General features: G+C 39.0%; 13 protein-coding genes and 1 riboswitch. Of the genes, 2 read left to right on the top strand and 11 right to left on the bottom strand.

What is annotated here, in order from left to right:
* Positions 1 to 4: 4 nt before the first annotated feature.
* The gene (locus POF52_RS00880; RefSeq protein ID WP_013059400.1) at positions 5 to 613 is read right to left on the bottom strand and encodes a succinate dehydrogenase cytochrome b558 subunit; all 609 of its coding nucleotides are present in this window, start codon (positions 611 to 613) and stop codon (positions 5 to 7) included.
* A 489-nt stretch (positions 614 to 1,102) separates the two neighbouring features.
* Between POF52_RS00880 and POF52_RS00875 the strand changes: the two genes are divergently transcribed.
* The gene (locus POF52_RS00875) at positions 1,103 to 1,630 is read left to right on the top strand and encodes a YslB family protein (RefSeq protein ID WP_013085162.1); all 528 of its coding nucleotides are present in this window, start codon (positions 1,103 to 1,105) and stop codon (positions 1,628 to 1,630) included.
* A 49-nt stretch (positions 1,631 to 1,679) separates the two neighbouring features.
* On the opposite strand, the gene POF52_RS00870 is transcribed toward POF52_RS00875, so the two are convergent.
* The 8 genes from POF52_RS00870 to POF52_RS00835 form a co-directional block, all read right to left on the bottom strand.
* Positions 1,680 to 2,912, bottom strand: coding sequence for an aspartate kinase (locus POF52_RS00870; RefSeq protein ID WP_271989205.1), 1,233 nt, complete (start codon positions 2,910 to 2,912; stop codon positions 1,680 to 1,682).
* A 141-nt stretch (positions 2,913 to 3,053) separates the two neighbouring features.
* Positions 3,054 to 3,231: riboswitch (Lysine riboswitch) on the bottom strand.
* Between the two features lie 65 nt (positions 3,232 to 3,296).
* The gene (gene uvrC / locus POF52_RS00865) at positions 3,297 to 5,063 is read right to left on the bottom strand and encodes an excinuclease ABC subunit UvrC (protein ID WP_271989203.1); all 1,767 of its coding nucleotides are present in this window, start codon (positions 5,061 to 5,063) and stop codon (positions 3,297 to 3,299) included.
* 224 nt (positions 5,064 to 5,287) lie between these two features.
* Complete coding sequence (gene trxA / locus POF52_RS00860) at positions 5,288 to 5,602, bottom strand: thioredoxin (protein WP_013059404.1); 315 nt, start codon at positions 5,600 to 5,602, stop codon at positions 5,288 to 5,290.
* A 408-nt stretch (positions 5,603 to 6,010) separates the two neighbouring features.
* Positions 6,011 to 6,991, bottom strand: coding sequence for an electron transfer flavoprotein subunit alpha/FixB family protein (locus POF52_RS00855; protein WP_271989181.1), 981 nt, complete (start codon positions 6,989 to 6,991; stop codon positions 6,011 to 6,013).
* 33 nt (positions 6,992 to 7,024) lie between these two features.
* Positions 7,025 to 7,798, bottom strand: coding sequence for an electron transfer flavoprotein subunit beta/FixA family protein (locus tag POF52_RS00850; protein WP_016765685.1), 774 nt, complete (start codon positions 7,796 to 7,798; stop codon positions 7,025 to 7,027).
* Between the two features lie 18 nt (positions 7,799 to 7,816).
* Positions 7,817 to 8,590, bottom strand: coding sequence for an enoyl-CoA hydratase (locus POF52_RS00845; RefSeq protein WP_271989178.1), 774 nt, complete (start codon positions 8,588 to 8,590; stop codon positions 7,817 to 7,819).
* 79 nt (positions 8,591 to 8,669) lie between these two features.
* Entirely contained in the window at positions 8,670 to 9,254 is a 585-nt protein-coding gene (locus POF52_RS00840) for a TetR/AcrR family transcriptional regulator (protein WP_271989176.1), read from the bottom strand.
* Between the two features lie 112 nt (positions 9,255 to 9,366).
* Entirely contained in the window at positions 9,367 to 11,064 is a 1,698-nt protein-coding gene (locus POF52_RS00835) for an AMP-binding protein (protein ID WP_013085168.1), read from the bottom strand.
* 211 nt (positions 11,065 to 11,275) lie between these two features.
* On the opposite strand from POF52_RS00835, the gene POF52_RS00830 reads away from it, so the two are divergent.
* Positions 11,276 to 12,382, top strand: a complete 1,107-nt coding sequence (locus POF52_RS00830) for a 5-methyltetrahydropteroyltriglutamate--homocysteine S-methyltransferase (RefSeq protein WP_271989174.1) — start codon at positions 11,276 to 11,278, stop codon at positions 12,380 to 12,382.
* Positions 12,383 to 12,533: 151 nt separating this feature from the next.
* On the opposite strand, the gene POF52_RS00825 is transcribed toward POF52_RS00830, so the two are convergent.
* The gene (locus POF52_RS00825; RefSeq protein ID WP_013059411.1) at positions 12,534 to 12,941 is read right to left on the bottom strand and encodes a DUF350 domain-containing protein; all 408 of its coding nucleotides are present in this window, start codon (positions 12,939 to 12,941) and stop codon (positions 12,534 to 12,536) included.
* A gap of 181 nt (positions 12,942 to 13,122) precedes the next feature.
* On the bottom strand, positions 13,123 to 15,486 hold the full coding sequence (locus POF52_RS00820) for an endonuclease MutS2 (protein WP_271989171.1): 2,364 nt from the start codon (positions 15,484 to 15,486) through the stop codon (positions 13,123 to 13,125).
* Positions 15,487 to 15,492: the final 6 nt, after the last annotated feature.

Below are 15,492 nucleotides of genomic sequence, written 5' to 3'. Positions count from 1 at the left end.
AATTTTATGCAAATGCGAATAATGTACGAACACCTACAAATGTAAGTGCTAAGAAGATTGCTAATGTCACATAAGTTGAAATTCTTTGAGAACGTGGTGTTACAGTTAACCCCCAGCTAACTCCAAATGACCATAGACCGTTTGCAAAGTGGAAGATCGTAGATACAACACCAACTATGTAGAATGCAAGCATTGCCGGGTTGCTTAAAATTCGTTCCATCATTTGAAAATCTACTTCTTTTCCAAGCGCAGCTTGTATTCTGGTTTCCCATACGTGCCATGTGATGAAGATAAGTGTGATTACACCTGAAACACGCTGAAGGATAAACATCCAGTTACGGAAAAAACCGTAGTTGTTAACGTTTGTTTTAGCAGTGAATGCGATGTAAAGACCGTATATTGCGTGAAAAACGATTGGTAAGAAAATAATGAAAATTTCTAGAGCATAGCGGAAAGGTAAGCTCTCCATGAAGTGAGCTGCTTGATTAAATGATTCTTCTCCCTTTGTCGCGAAATGATTCACAACTAAATGCTGTGTTAAGAAAATCCCGATTGGTATTACCCCAAGTAATGAATGGATTCTCCGATATTGAAACTCTCTGTTTGCCGCCATCTGCGTAGACCCCCCTTAGTTAAATGAACATAGTTTGTGAAGAACTTTCTTACTCCCACTAGACAAATAGATTAATCGTGAATACAGGAAATGAAAACCTTTGCATTTCCTAATAAAGTATGTGACAGGTTAATTTTACTCCCATCGATTAAGAGCGTCAAGGCAAGATGTTTAAATCTTCTATAAAATATAAATTTATAAAATTTTATATTTGTTAACGCTTACTGTATTGATGTTACAGGTTTTTTCTTTCTATTATAATATTGCTTGCCACAAATAAGTAAGCGTTTACTTTACACTTTTATTGTAAACAAGTTCACAAAACATTTACACAGGTAAAAGTACCCTTTTAAAAGGTATATTATGGATCTTTTATCTTTACATCTAACTCTTTTTACCATAATAAAGATCCTCTTACATTTTATTAAAAAAATGCGTGAGAGGTTTTTTAGATTTGTATATAATAGTAGTAAAGAAAGAGGGGAAAGCATGAGCAATTTACAAACAGAATCACAGCAAGAACTTGAAGAGACGATGGAAACATCAGAACCTAATGTCACAGCTGAAACAGAGGGAACTCTTGATCACGTTTCATATTTCGGATACAGCCTTTTACGTGACGTGTTAATTCCAGAGCTTCTTGGAGACGAAACGAATGCCATTTCATACTGGGCAGGAAAACACCTTGCGCGGAAATACCCGTTAAATACAATGGATGAAATCGTCGCCTTTTTTAAAGCAGCTTCCTGGGGAACACTGACGCTTGCAAAAAAAGATAAATATTCACTAGAACTTGAGTTATCAGGTGATGTGGTCAGCAAAAGATTTCAGCAGGAAACTTGTTCGTTTCATCTTGAGTCAGGATTTGTGGCTGAACAGATTCAGCGTCAAAACAACTGCCTAACAGAAGCCTACTTAACACATAAAGAAAAGAACGGAAAAGTGCTGATTTCCGTGCAGTGGGACCGAAAAGATATCTTACCTACCGAAACACGCGCGGAGCGTTATAAAAAGTAGGAAATACGTATATAAAAGACGTGGAGATACCACGTCTTTTTTCTCTTCTTTATACTTGCACTGCTTGCTGCTCTTCTAATTCAAATGCTACGTGAAGCGTCTCAACAGCTTTTACCATATCAGCATGCGGTACAACTGTAGATACTTTAATTTCAGACGTGCTGACCATCTTCACTTCAATTTTCTCTCCTGCCAGCACTTCAAACATTTCCGCTGCAACGCCTGGATTAGAAATCATGCCAGAGCCAACAATTGATACTTTAGCCAGACCGCTTTCATGTTCAATACGCGTATATCCTAAAGTAGATTTATACTCTTTTAAGACGGCAAGAGCGGCGTCTACGTCTACGGTTTTAATAGAAAATGAGATAGAGAGACGATTATTAGCGGTTACGTTTTGAATAATAATGTCCACATTTAACTGTTCTTTTGCTAATGCTGTAAAAATAGTAGAAAGAGTTTGCAACTCGTTGTTTAACCCTTCAATTGTCACTCGTGAAATATTATCTTCAAACGCAATTCCTCTTACGACTAAGTTTTGTTCCATTGAAACTTCCTCCTCAACAATCGTTCCATTCTCGTTTTCTAAGCTTGAACGCACTTCTAGCGGTACCTGATAATTTTTTGCAAACTCAACAGCGCGCGGATGCAGCACCCCTGCTCCCAAATTAGCTAATTCTAACATTTCGTCATATGAAATAGAGTGAAGCTTACGAGCATCTTCTACATAGCGCGGATCTGTCGTAAACACTCCTGTTACGTCTGTATAAATATCACATTTTGCAGCTTTTAATGCTGCGGCAAGAGCTACTGCCGTCGTGTCAGAGCCGCCTCGACCTAATGTTGTAATGCTTCCATCTTCTGAACAGCCTTGGAATCCAGCTACTACTACGATTCGGCCTCTATCTAATTGCCTTTGAATACAAGTCGTGTCAATGTGCTGGATTCGTGCATTGCTGTGAACTGCTTCCGTATGGATACCAGCTTGCCAACCTGTTAGCGAAGTTGCTTCATACCCTTTATATTGAAGGGCCATTGTTAACAGGGAAATCGTTACTTGTTCTCCAGTTGTAAGAAGCATATCCATTTCGCGTTTGCTTGGACTGTCTGTAATATCACTTGCTAATTTCACCAGTGCATCTGTAGTTTTGCCCATTGCCGATACAACAACAACTACTTGGTTACCGCGCTCTGCTTCTTGAATAACACGGTTTGCTACATGTTGGATACGTTCAACAGAACCAACAGATGTTCCACCAAATTTTTGAACGATTAATGCCATAATTTTGTTCATTCCTTTTCAATAAATTTGCATATGCAGGATGATGAGAAGCTAAATTTTTTTACTCAGACAATAAAAAAAGCAATGAGATGAGCTCTCATTGCTTAACGAACGAAAATTATAAAACATAACCGTCCACTGCCGTGAGATAGCTCTCCAAGAATCTACATCTTGACAATCCTACGTTTATTCAACGCAGAACCAGCAATCATTACTATGAGGTAATGTTCACTTCGGCAAATTTCCCTTTCCGCATCATTCATAAGAGCTCATACCCTTCCTGATACGTACTGATTAAATTTGCACCTCTATCTTCACTTCATTTGATGAAGTGTCGTATGAAATTAGTTAATAGCTTATCAGATATTTTCTATTATTTCAAGACTATTTTTGCAATGTTTCATAAATTTTTTCAGCGATGTTTTGAGGAACACCTGAATTTCGAATATCATCAACCGTTGCTTCTTTCAATTTTTTCACCGAACCAAAATACTTTAACAAAGCTTTTTTACGCTTTTCGCCCACTCCCGGAATATCGTCCAGAACAGACTGAAAAGCGGACTTAGAGCGCACTTGACGGTGGAAGGTAATCGCAAAGCGGTGAACTTCATCTTGAATTCGCTGAAGCAAATAAAATTCTTGACTATTGCGTTCGAGCGGTATGATTTGAGGAGGCTCACCAATCATCAGGTTGGAGGTTCTGTGCTTATCATCTTTGACAAGACCTGCTGTAGGCACTAAAAGTCCCAATTCATTTTCGAGAACGTCCTGTACTGCAGCTAAATGCCCTTTGCCTCCATCTACAACAATTAAATCCGGGAGCGGAAGACCTTCTTTTAACGCTCTGGAATACCGTCTGCGAACGACTTCTCTCATGGAACTGTAATCATCTGGTCCATGTACGGTCTTAATTTTATATTTGCGATATTCTTTCTTTTCCGGTTTCCCATCAACAAAAACAATCATTGCAGAAACGGGATCTGTCCCTTGAATATTTGAGTTATCAAATGCTTCAATCCGGTAAGGAGCTGCAATTCCAAGCTCTTCTCCTAACCGTTCAACTGCGCCAACCGTGCGCTCTTCATCTCGTTCAATTAAATAGAATTTTTCACCGAGCGCAATTTTTGCATTTTTACACGCAAGTTCTACTAATTCTTTCTTTTTGCCTCGCTTTGGATGCTGAACTTCTACTTCTACTAATTTCTCAGCCAACTCTGCATCAATCGTTGCTGGAACCATCACTTCTTTTGGCTTAATATTTTTGGCATAAAACTGACCGATAAAAGTTAAGAAATCTTCTTCTGGCTCTTTATAAAAAGGAAACATAGAAACTTCTCGCTCAATTAACTTCCCTTGGCGAATAAAGAAAACTTGAACACACATCCAGCCTTTATCATAAGAATAGCCAAACACATCTCGATTAACAAAATCATTAAACGTTACTTTTTGCTTTTCCATTGTCGCTTCGATATGAGCAATTTGATCTCGATATTCTTTAGCCCGTTCAAAGTCAAGTTCTTCTGAAGCTTTTAACATTTTTTCAGTTAACTCTGTTTTGACATGCTCATATCCACCATTTAAAAACCGCGTGATATTTTCAATAATATGTTTGTTTTGCTCTTCTTTTACTTCTTTTACGCAAGGAGCTAGACATTGCCCGATATGGTAATACAAACAAGGTCTGTCTGGCATGGTAGAGCACTTTCTTAATGGATAAATGCGATCAAGAAGCCGCTTTGTTTCATTTGCAGCTTGAACGTTAGGATAAGGACCGAAGTATTTCCCTTTATCTTTTTTTATTTTTCTTGTAATAACAAGTCGGGGCTGTTTTTCAGCTGTAATCTTAATAAAGGGATAACCCTTATCATCTTTAAGCATGATATTGTATTTTGGATCATGCTTTTTAATTAAATTCATTTCTAAAATAAGCGCTTCTAAATTAGAAGATGTGACGATATATTCAAAATCGACAATGTCGTTTACAAGTCGAAGCGTCTTTCCGTCATGAGATCCGGTAAAGTAGGAGCGCACTCGATTTTTTAATACTTTTGCTTTTCCTACGTAAATGACCGTTCCATATTTATCTTTCATCAAGTAACAGCCGGGCTGATCCGGTAAAATAGCCAGCTTTTCTTTTAAATAATCGTTCATATTTTTCTCCTTCCTCTTCTCTTACTCTGTCCATCTATACATTCGCTTATGAAGCGTAACCTACATTCTTTCCTGCCTTACAATACATGCACATAAGCCGGATTTATGGCGGTGTTCCTTACATCTAGTATAAAACAAACGAACGCATATTCGCTAAATAAAAGTATTCCCAAAAGAGAAAAAGTGGAGAAAAAGAAAAAACCTAGCCTGAGCTAGGTTTTGACTTACGCGTGTTTATTAATTAATTCTGTTAATGCTTCTTTTGGTTGGAAACCAACTACTTGGTCAACTTTCTCTCCATCTTTAAATAATACTAAAGTTGGGATACTCATAACACCAAATTTTCCAGCCGTTTCTTGGTTTTCATCAACGTCTACTTTCACGATTTTAACCTTATCGTTAAGTTCGCCATCGATTTCTTCAAGAACTGGAGCAATCATTTTACAAGGTCCGCACCATGGTGCCCAAAAGTCAACAAGCACTAGGCCTGATTTAATTTCATCTGTAAAGTTTTTATCTGTAGCATGTGCAATAGCCATTTTAATTCCTCCTAAATATATGCAATATCCAAATTCTACTCACAGTATATCACCTTCAAATAAGGTTTGCTAACTTTTTGCTTACATTTATACTGTTTATTCTTCGATCTAGTTTGTACAATTTGCCTAAAAATATGCGTAGAAAATTTCGCTCTCCACGTAATAAAAGAGATTGAGACCTAACTAAATCAACCGAATCTAAAAGCGAACAGATTGGATAAATAAGCTCGTACAAATCACTTGTTCCACCGCTGTTGATTTCCGTGCAAGACTTCGCTTTCCGCGGGAGTCTTCGCCTTGCCCTCCAATCACCAGCTAAAAGCAACTACGTCCATGAAAAAATCCGAACGATTAATCGTTCGGATCTTCCTTCAACAAAAATACGTTTGTCCTAGCCTCTTTTACTATTTACACAGAATGTACTTTCAGCTTTTTAAATTCTTCCGTTAGCAGAGGCACCACTTCAAATAAATCTCCAACGATTCCGTAATCAGCTACTTTAAAAATATTTGCCTCAGGATCTTTGTTAATGGCAACAATAATTTTTGAATTTGACATGCCGGCCAAATGCTGAATGGCTCCCGAGATTCCGCAGGCAATGTATAAATCTGGTGTGACTACTTTGCCCGTCTGACCGATCTGAAGAGAATAGTCGCAGTAATCTGCATCGCACGCTCCGCGAGACGCCCCAACAGCTCCATTTAACACGTCCGCTAGTTCTTGGAGAGGTCCAAAACCTTCCGTGCTTTTTACACCTCGACCACCTGCAATCACGACTTTTGCTTCGGATAAATCAACCCCTTGCGTTGCTTTCCGTACAACTTCTTTTACAACTGTACGCAGGTTTTTGATTTCAACATTTAAATCCTCTACATCGCCTGTACGTCCCTCATCTTTTGCAAGCGGTGAAATATTATTTGGACGAATCGTGACAAACGTAAAAGCATCGGTCATGATTTTCTTTTCAAATGCTTTACCAGAATAAATTGGGCGAGTGAAGACTACTTGATCCCCTCCAACTTCTACATCCGTCACATCTGAGATAAGTCCTTTGTCTAAGCGAGCTGCCAGTTTTGGCGCTAGGTCTTTGCCAAGAGCCGTATGGCCAAATACGATAGCTTCAGGCTGTTCACTTTCAATGATGGCTAATAACGCCTGAGCATAACCATCCGATGTGTAAGCAGCTAAATCTTCATGCTCCGTCACAACAACTTTATTCGCTCCGTACGCAATAAGCTCTTCACTTAAAGCTTTTACGTCCTTCCCTACTAACGCTGCAACAATTTCCCCACCGTCAGCTACAGTAGACGCTGCGGAAATCGCTTCAAACGATACGTTTCGTAATCCCCCATCACGTGCTTCTCCTAGAACTAACACTTTGCGTCCCATTGCAATACCCCCATTGTTTTGACTTTTGACTTATTAAATGACTTTTGCTTCTTTATGCAGTAAATTGACCAGTTCTGTCACTTGATCTTTTATATCTCCTTGTAGTACGCGTCCTGCGTCTTTTTTCGGAGGCAAATAAATTTCAATTGTCTTTGTTTTTGCTTCTACATCATCTTCATCTAAATCTAAATCATCTAATTCCACTTCAACCAACGGTTTCTTCTTCGCTTTCATAATCCCTGGAAGAGATGGATAGCGAGGTTCGTTAAGTCCCTGCTGAGCTGTTACTAAAAGAGGAAGCGACGTTTCAATAACCTCGGAGTCACCTTCCACATCGCGTACAACAGTCACTTTTTCACCTTCGATATCCAATTTTGTAATCGTCGTAATATAAGGGATTTCTAACTGTTCTGCTACGCGCGGCCCCACTTGGCCCGAACCTCCGTCAATCGCTACGTTTCCTGCCAAAATTAAGTCAGGAGATTGTTCTTTTAAGTACTGTGCCAGCAGCCTAGAAGTCGTGTACTGATCGCCATCTTCTATGTCATCTTCCGTATTGATTAAAACCGCTTTATCTGCTCCCATAGCCAAAGCTGTTCGGAGTTCTTTTTCTGATTCTTCCCCTCCTACACTCACGACCGTAATCTCCCCGCCATGCTTTTCCTTTAGCTGAATAGCTTCTTCAACTGCATACTCATCGTAAGGATTAATAATAAATTCAGCCCCATCTTCAACAATTTGACCATTTTTTAATGAAAGTTTCTCCTCTGTATCGAATGTTCTTTTTACTAACACGTAAATATTCATTCAATTCCCCTCCTAAGCTTATTTTCCTAAAAATTTAGGCTGGCGCTTTTCAATAAAAGCGGCTACGCCTTCTTGAGCATCCCGGCTTTTGAATACGCTTCCAAAAAACTGCGCTTCTTTTTTGATACCGCTGTAATAAGCATCTGTTTTTACATGCTGAAGCAGCTGCAAGGTAGCTTTAACAGAGATTGGGCTTTTTTTGGCAATTTTTCTAGCAAGTAAAAATGTTTCATTGATAAGCTGACTTTCTTCAAAAGCTGCATTTGCCAATCCTAACTCCACTGCCTCGCTTCCGGATATTGGATCACTTGTCAGCATCATCTCACAAGCCTTATGAACTCCTACATAACGAGGTAATCGCTGAGTTCCTCCAAATCCTGGTATAATCCCTAACTGAAGCTCAGGCAAGCCCAGCTTAGCATTTTCTGTTACCAAACGGATATGGCAGCTCATAGCAAGCTCCAACCCTCCGCCTAAAGCAGCTCCATGAATAGCAGCAATCACTGGTTTTGGGTAACTTTCAATATACTCAAAGAGCTCTTGACCGTTAACAGCAAGCTTCTCGTATTCTTTTTCCTGCTGAAGTGATGTGAATTCTTTTATATCAGCCCCGGCAGAAAAGAATTTCCCTTCACCTTTAATGACGATAACCCTTGTCTCTTTGCTATCTTCTAAATGTTTTAAAACACTTGAAAGATCTTTTAATAAATCTTGAGACAAAGCGTTAGCAGGTTGTCTATTCAACGTAATGAAGCTTATTGCATCAACAGTTTCAACCTGGATAATCTCCATTTGTTTACGCCACCCTTTCTTTCTATTTTCATTACCTTGCGCTTTTCCCCTCGCAGGGGAGCAGCAGGCTCACTTACGATTATGAGCCGCTGCAGCCGCTTAACAGCAGGGAATGGACTTTATCTACCGATTCTATTAGACCATATCGATGATCGTTCATTACCCATGTTGTGACAGTTTCATCAATCGTTCCAAAAATCATCTGTCGCGCAAGACGAATATCTATATTTTCAGAAAATTCACCCGTTTCGATTCCTGTCTGCAAAATAGAATCAATGAGAGTCAGATAATCTTTTAATACATCGTTAATTTTCAATCTTAAATCTTTGTTCGATTGACGCAGTTCGAGCTGTGTCACTGTAGCTAAATGATGATCCTCCGCTAGAAACGAAAAATGTTTGTCAATTAACACATGAAGTTTTTCTGCCGCGGTTTCAATTCCCGCCAGTTCTTCATAAATTTTTTCTACAAATTGTCCCATCTTCTCTTGAAATAAGGAAATCAAGACATCTTCTTTGTTTTTAAAATATAAATATATCGTACCGTCTGCAACTCCAGCCTGCTTAGCAATTTTAGAAACCTGAGCATTGTGGTATCCGTTTTCTGCTATTACTACTACAGCTGCATCGATAATCTGTTTATACTTTGGCTTATTTCTTCTCAATCTTATACGCTCCTTTAAAATATGAATGATTATTCATTCATATCTTTATAATAAAGAAACCGCAAGTATCTGTCAATTATGTTTCAGTAAAAAAATCAAAGGCGACGATCGATTACGTCGCCTTTTTATGCTTTTCATTTTCTTCATCAATCAGCGCTCGTCGCAGAATCTTACCGACCGCTGTTTTGGGAAGCTCATTTCGAAATTCATAAAGGCGCGGAACTTTATAAGCAGCTAAATACTTTCTAGAAAACTCATTTAACTCTTCTTCAGTACATCTTACACCATTTTTTAATACAATGTAAGCCTTCACCGTTTCTCCTCTATATGGGTCAGGAACACCCACCACTACAGCTTCTTGAATTTTTTCATGCTCATATAATACTTCTTCAACTTCTCGAGGATAGATATTATATCCCCCGGCAATAATAATATCTTTCTTCCGATCTACTACATAAAAATAACCTTTATCATCCATATAGCCAACATCACCTGTTAGCAACCATCCGTCTCGCATAACAGCCTCCGTTTCTTCAGGCTGCTTCCAATATCCTTTCATTACCTGAGGACCTTTAACCGCAATTTCTCCTACTTCGCTTACAGCAGCTTCTTTACCTGTTTCAAACGAGAGAATTTTGGCATCTGTGTCTGGCCAAGGCACCCCAATGCTTCCTGGTATTCTCTCTTTCCAAAGAAAATTAGCATGAGTAACAGGAGAGGTTTCCGTTAATCCATATCCTTCCACTAATTTACCTCCGGTGAGCTTTTCAAACTGCTCCTGCACTTCCACAGGAAGTGGAGCCGAACCGCTCATACATGAATCAATAGAAGATAAGTTGTATTTTGCTAAATCAGGATGGTTTAATAATGCAATGTAAATCGTCGGAGCACCTGGAAATAAAGTAGGCTGCTGCTTATGGATGGTTTTGAGCGTCGTTTTTGCATCAAATTTAGGCAGAAGAACCATCTCATAGTTTTGCAAAACTGATAAAACAAGAACCGTTGTTAAACCATACACATGAAAAAATGGAATAATTCCAAGTACTTTTTCTTCTCCATGCCTGCAGCGGTATAACCAATGTGAACACATTGTTGCATTGGCTACCAAGTTTTTATGAGTAAGCATGACTCCTTTTGGAAAACCTGTTGTTCCCCCGGTGTATTGTAAAATGGCGATATCTTCGTCTGAAATTCCCTCAGCGTTACATACTGCGGGAGAGGATTCATTTATAATACGTTTAAATAAATGAGTAGTCTCCGTATGACTCACATCCACACTTATCTTCTGCTGCTTGCGCTGAATAAATGGATAGATTATGTTTTTGGGAAATGGGAGATAATCTTGAATGGAGGTGATAACTACGTGCTTTATCTTTGTTAACGCTTTCATTTTAACTACACGCGGATATAGCAAATCGAGTGCAATAATCATGGTCGCTTCTGAATCATTAAGCTGATACTCTAACTCTCTTTCCGTATACAAAGGGTTTGTTTGAACGACTACTCCTCCGGCAAGAAGAACAGCATAAAAGGAAATGACAGCTTGAGGGCAATTTGGAAGCATAATGGCTACTCTATCCCCTCTTTTTAATCCCAGTTCAATAAGGTAAGATGACAGCTTCAGAGAATCTTGATGCAGCTGGGAAAACGTCATTTTTTTCCCTAGAAAATAGATTGCGCTTTTTTTAGGATCCTTTTGAACTGCTTCTTCAAAAAGCTGTGCTAAATTTTTTTGTTCATAATGAAGCCTATCAGGTATTTCATCCGGATATTGAGAAAGCCATATCTTTTCGGTGGATTCCACACGCATCCTCTCCCTCAAAAAAATAAAAAATTAGAATTTTCTAATTAAAATTATAGTTCATTCTTTTTTTAGATGCAATCGTTATTGAATGTTCTCTTTCCTACTTAATCACTCTTTCATCCTGCAGCGTAATAAATAAAAATTGGATTTACCCCTGTACATTATCCGAATTTTTTGTATATAATAAAAATTAGATTTTTTTAAGGAGCTGTATGAATTGACAACAACATTGACTAAAGGACCGTTCAAAGCAGATCACGTTGGAAGCTTTTTGCGTCCCGAGCGTATCAAACAAGCACGATTACAAGTGGAAAACGGGGAAATGACAAAGAAACAGCTTCGAGCAATTGAAGATGAAGAAATTCGTAAACTCGTAGAAAAGCAAAAACAAATTGGATTAAAAGCCGTCACAGACGGTGAGTTTCGCCGCGCGTGGTGGCACTTTGATTTTCTGTCAGAGCTTGTTGGCGTAGAACTTTACGAAGCAGAGACGGGAATTCAGTTTCACGGAGTCCAAACAAAAGCTCACGGTATAAAAGTGACTGGAAAACTAGATTTTAATCATCATCCTATGATTGAAGATTATAAATTTCTTCATCAAGCTGCTGGAAAAGAACACGTAGCTAAGTTCACCATTCCAAGTCCTAATATGCTGTTTTTCAGAGGTCATATTGAAGAGTCTGCTTACTCGGATACGGATGTATTTTTTGCTGATTTAGTTAAAACATATCAAAAAGCCATTCAAGCATTTTATGATGCCGGATGCCGCTATTTACAGTTAGATGATACTGCGTGGGCAGTCTTTTTCTCAGAAAAAGGACAAGAACAAATCGCGTCAAAAGGTTTCACGCCCCAAGAATTACTGAAACGTTTTACAGATGCGATCAATGAATCCATTGCGCATAAGCCAGATGATATGGTCATTACAATGCATATTTGCAGAGGGAATTTCCAGTCCACTTATACAGCAAGCGGGGGATATGAAAATGCGTCCAAAGCTATTTTCAGTCAGTTAAACGTAGATGGACTATTTTTAGAATTTGATGATGAACGCTCAGGAGGATTCGAACCTCTTCGACATGTAAAGCGAGATGATCTTCATATTGTCCTTGGTCTTATCACATCAAAATTTGGAGATTTAGAAGATCCTGAAGCAGTGAAAAAACGAATTGCTGAAGCAGCAGAATTTGTTTCTCTTGATCAAATCTGTTTAAGTCCCCAGTGCGGATTTGCTTCTACAGAAGAAGGAAATTTACTAACTGAAGAACAGCAGTGGGATAAAGTAAAGCACGTGATTTCAATTTCTGAAGACGTATGGAAGTAATCATTAAAAAAGCTGACCTGCTTTAAGGTCAGCTTTTTTGCTGTCATCATGATGTTAGGAAAAGCTATATAGATAAATAGATAAGACCAATAAGCATAAACACTCCGCATAAAACGAGTAAAATATTAGCTAACTTCTCCATGACTCTCTCCTATCCTATCCCGGCTCCTATTACATAGGACATACCGATTGAAATAACAAGTGAAATAAACCCAACGGCTCTGTTATCTTGTTCAATTTCGTCATCGATTCGAAATTTTGGCGTCAAAAATTCGAAAATAAAATAGCTGACTAGTAAAAGAACGAATCCATATATTCCCCATCCTAGCATTCTTAACAAGTTGTCGTTATGCTCAATCGAATAGCGAAAAATATTAGCTAATCCAAATATTTTCCCACCTGTTGCCATCGCAACAGCCATATTTCCTTTTTGAATCTCTTCCCAATTCTTATACTTAGTAACGAGCTCAAACACAACAAGAAAGACGACAATGCTCAAGACAACCACGCTGTAATAAGCGGCGGATTCAATATACGGGTCTTTCCAAAAATCCCTCATTTTTGCATCACTCCTAATTTATATTACGCTCCACGCAATGAACTGACAGGTCTCTTTCCTTTACTTGTATCGTTCTTAAAAGAGATAGAAAACCCAGCATAGTCCATGAGCCATGTCGGATTTTCTATCTTCATATATGCTTGTTCAGCGCATCGACTGACACCTTTATTTCAGCGTTCTTTTATTTAAATTCCACAACCGTAACGCCAGAACCTCCTTCAGAAGCTTCTCCGAAACGAATATTTTTGACAGAACGATGATTTTTCAAATATTCCTGTACACCTTTACGAAGAGCTCCAGTTCCTTTACCGTGGATAATCGAAACGCGCGGATAATTGGCTAATAAAGCATCATCAATATATTTTTCAACTCGAATCAGCGCATTTTCATAGCGCTCTCCTCTTAAATCCAGTTCTAGATTTACATGATAATCTTTTCCTTTTACCGTAGCAAGCGGCTTCGTTTCTACAGGTTTTGGAGAACTGATATATTCGAGGTCTTTTTCTTTCACCTTCATTTTCATAATTCCCATTTGTACTTGCCATTCATTATTGCTTACTCGTTCCACAAGCGTTCCTTTTTGTCCCCAGCTTAAGACTTTCACTTCATCTCCAGCTTGAAGAGTGCGCTCTTGTTTTTTCGGCACAGCCGGTTTCTTTTTACTTTTTTCAAGAGTTGGAACTGCATCTTCTAGACGCTTACGCGCCTCAATCAATTCATGCTCTTTTACAAGCGCATGATTTTTTTGACTCATTTTACGCAAATCGCTAATGATTTTCTCTGCTTCTTCAGATGCTGCTTTAACTGTGGCTTGAGCTTTTTCTTCAGCTTTTTCGTACAGCTTATCTCGTTTTTCATTAAACTCAATAATCTGACTCTGTAATTCTTTATGAAGCTTCTGAGCCTCTTTTCTTAGTTCTTCAGCTTCTTCTAGCTCGTGTTCAGATTGACGGCGGCTATCTTCAAGAGAGGCAATCATATTTTCTACTTTATTTGTTTCTGAGCCAATATAGCCTTTGGCACGTTCAATTACTTCAGCACTTAAACCTAAACGTTTTGAAATCTCAAAAGCATTGCTTCGGCCCGGTACACCAATCAGCAGCTTGTAAGTAGGGCTCAATGTTTCAATATCGAACTCTACGCTAGCATTGACCACTCCTTCACGATTATAGCCGTACGCTTTTAATTCAGGATAGTGAGTAGTCGCAACTACGCGAGCGCCGCTTTCATATACTTGATCTAAAATCGAAATCGCAAGCGCTGCACCTTCTTGAGGATCCGTTCCTGCTCCCAATTCATCGAACAAGACCAGACTTTCGTGATCTACTTTTTGTAAAATATCTACAATGTTGACCATATGAGATGAAAAGGTACTCAAACTTTGTTCAATCGACTGCTCATCTCCAATATCAGCAAATACGTGTTTAAACACAGCCATTTCCGATCCATCCAGCGCAGGAATCTGCAAACCTGCTTGAGCCATTAACGTAAATAATCCAAGTGTTTTTAACGTTACGGTTTTACCGCCGGTATTTGGCCCTGTAATAACGATGGACGTATATTGATCACCTAGCTCAATATCATTCGCAACGACATCTTCCTGTGCAATAAGAGGATGTTTTGCCTTCACTAACTTAATATAGCCTCGATCGTTCATTTTAGGTTTTGAAGCTTTTAGCTCATGGCTATAGCGCCCTTTAGCAAACATGAAGTCCAGCTCACCTAACAGATAAACGTTTTGACGGAGTTCATTTGCCACTTCCGCTACCTGAACGGTTAAAGCAATGAGAATACGCTCAATTTCTTGTTTTTCTTTTACTTTTGCTTCTTGAAGCTCATTGTTTAACGTCACAATCGCCTGAGGCTCAATAAATAAAGTTGCTCCGGATGAAGATTGATCGTGCACAATGCCTCCATACGCACTGCGATATTCTTGCTTAACAGGAATAACAAAACGTTCGTTTCGAATGGTAACAATTGCATCTGACAACATTTTTTGAGCAGACGAGGAGCGAATAAGGCTCTCTAGCTTTTCTCGAATACGAGACTCCGTTGAGCGAAGTTTTTGACGAATGCCTCTTAGCTGGTCGCTTGCACCGTCTAGCACTGTGCCATTCTCATCAATACTCATTTTAATTGTTTGTTCTACCTCAGGAAGAGGCATTAGTTTTTCGATATGTTCAGTTATAATTGGAAGCTGTAAATCTTCGTCTTCCACTACTTGCTCGATAAATTGCTTGACTTGTCTTGCAGCATAAATAGTGCTTGCTACATCAAGAAGTTCATTAGAGCTTAGCGTTCCCCCAATTTCAGCGCGCTTCACGCTAGGTCGAACGTCAAAAATGCCCCCTAGCGGTACGTTGCCGCGCAATCGCAGCACGGTTGTAGCTTCATCTGTTGCTTCCTGCCATTTGACTACTTCTTCATACTGAGTCGAGGGAATCAAATTCGCTACTTTTTCTCGGCCTAAAGAAGAAGCTACTTTTTTTTGAAGCTGTTCCTTAACTTTATTAAACTCTAGTACATGAAAAATACGTGATTGCAAAACTGA

The sequence above is a fragment of the Priestia sp. AB genome (assembly GCF_028369225.1).
In the GTDB taxonomy this organism is placed as follows: domain Bacteria; phylum Bacillota; class Bacilli; order Bacillales; family Bacillaceae_H; genus Priestia; species Priestia megaterium.
The sequence above is the reverse complement of the archived record's forward strand: the minus strand, read 5'-3'. Positions and strand labels throughout refer to the sequence as shown.

What these genes read in the sequence shown, in the direction of transcription:
- POF52_RS00880 (WP_013059400.1), bottom strand. Translation starts at nt 613, where the DNA reads ATGGCGGCAAACAGAGAGTTTCAATATCGGAGAATCCATTCATTACTT.
- POF52_RS00875 (WP_013085162.1), top strand. Translation starts at nt 1,103, where the DNA reads ATGAGCAATTTACAAACAGAATCACAGCAAGAACTTGAAGAGACGATG.
- POF52_RS00870 (WP_271989205.1), bottom strand. Translation starts at nt 2,912, where the DNA reads ATGGCATTAATCGTTCAAAAATTTGGTGGAACATCTGTTGGTTCTGTT.
- uvrC (WP_271989203.1), bottom strand. Translation starts at nt 5,063, where the DNA reads ATGAACGATTATTTAAAAGAAAAGCTGGCTATTTTACCGGATCAGCCC.
- trxA (WP_013059404.1), bottom strand. Translation starts at nt 5,602, where the DNA reads ATGGCTATTGCACATGCTACAGATAAAAACTTTACAGATGAAATTAAA.
- POF52_RS00855 (WP_271989181.1), bottom strand. Translation starts at nt 6,991, where the DNA reads ATGGGACGCAAAGTGTTAGTTCTAGGAGAAGCACGTGATGGGGGATTA.
- POF52_RS00850 (WP_016765685.1), bottom strand. Translation starts at nt 7,798, where the DNA reads ATGAATATTTACGTGTTAGTAAAAAGAACATTCGATACAGAGGAGAAA.
- POF52_RS00845 (WP_271989178.1), bottom strand. Translation starts at nt 8,590, where the DNA reads ATGGAGATTATCCAGGTTGAAACTGTTGATGCAATAAGCTTCATTACG.
- POF52_RS00835 (WP_013085168.1), bottom strand. Translation starts at nt 11,064, where the DNA reads ATGCGTGTGGAATCCACCGAAAAGATATGGCTTTCTCAATATCCGGAT.
- POF52_RS00825 (WP_013059411.1), bottom strand. Translation starts at nt 12,941, where the DNA reads ATGAGGGATTTTTGGAAAGACCCGTATATTGAATCCGCCGCTTATTAC.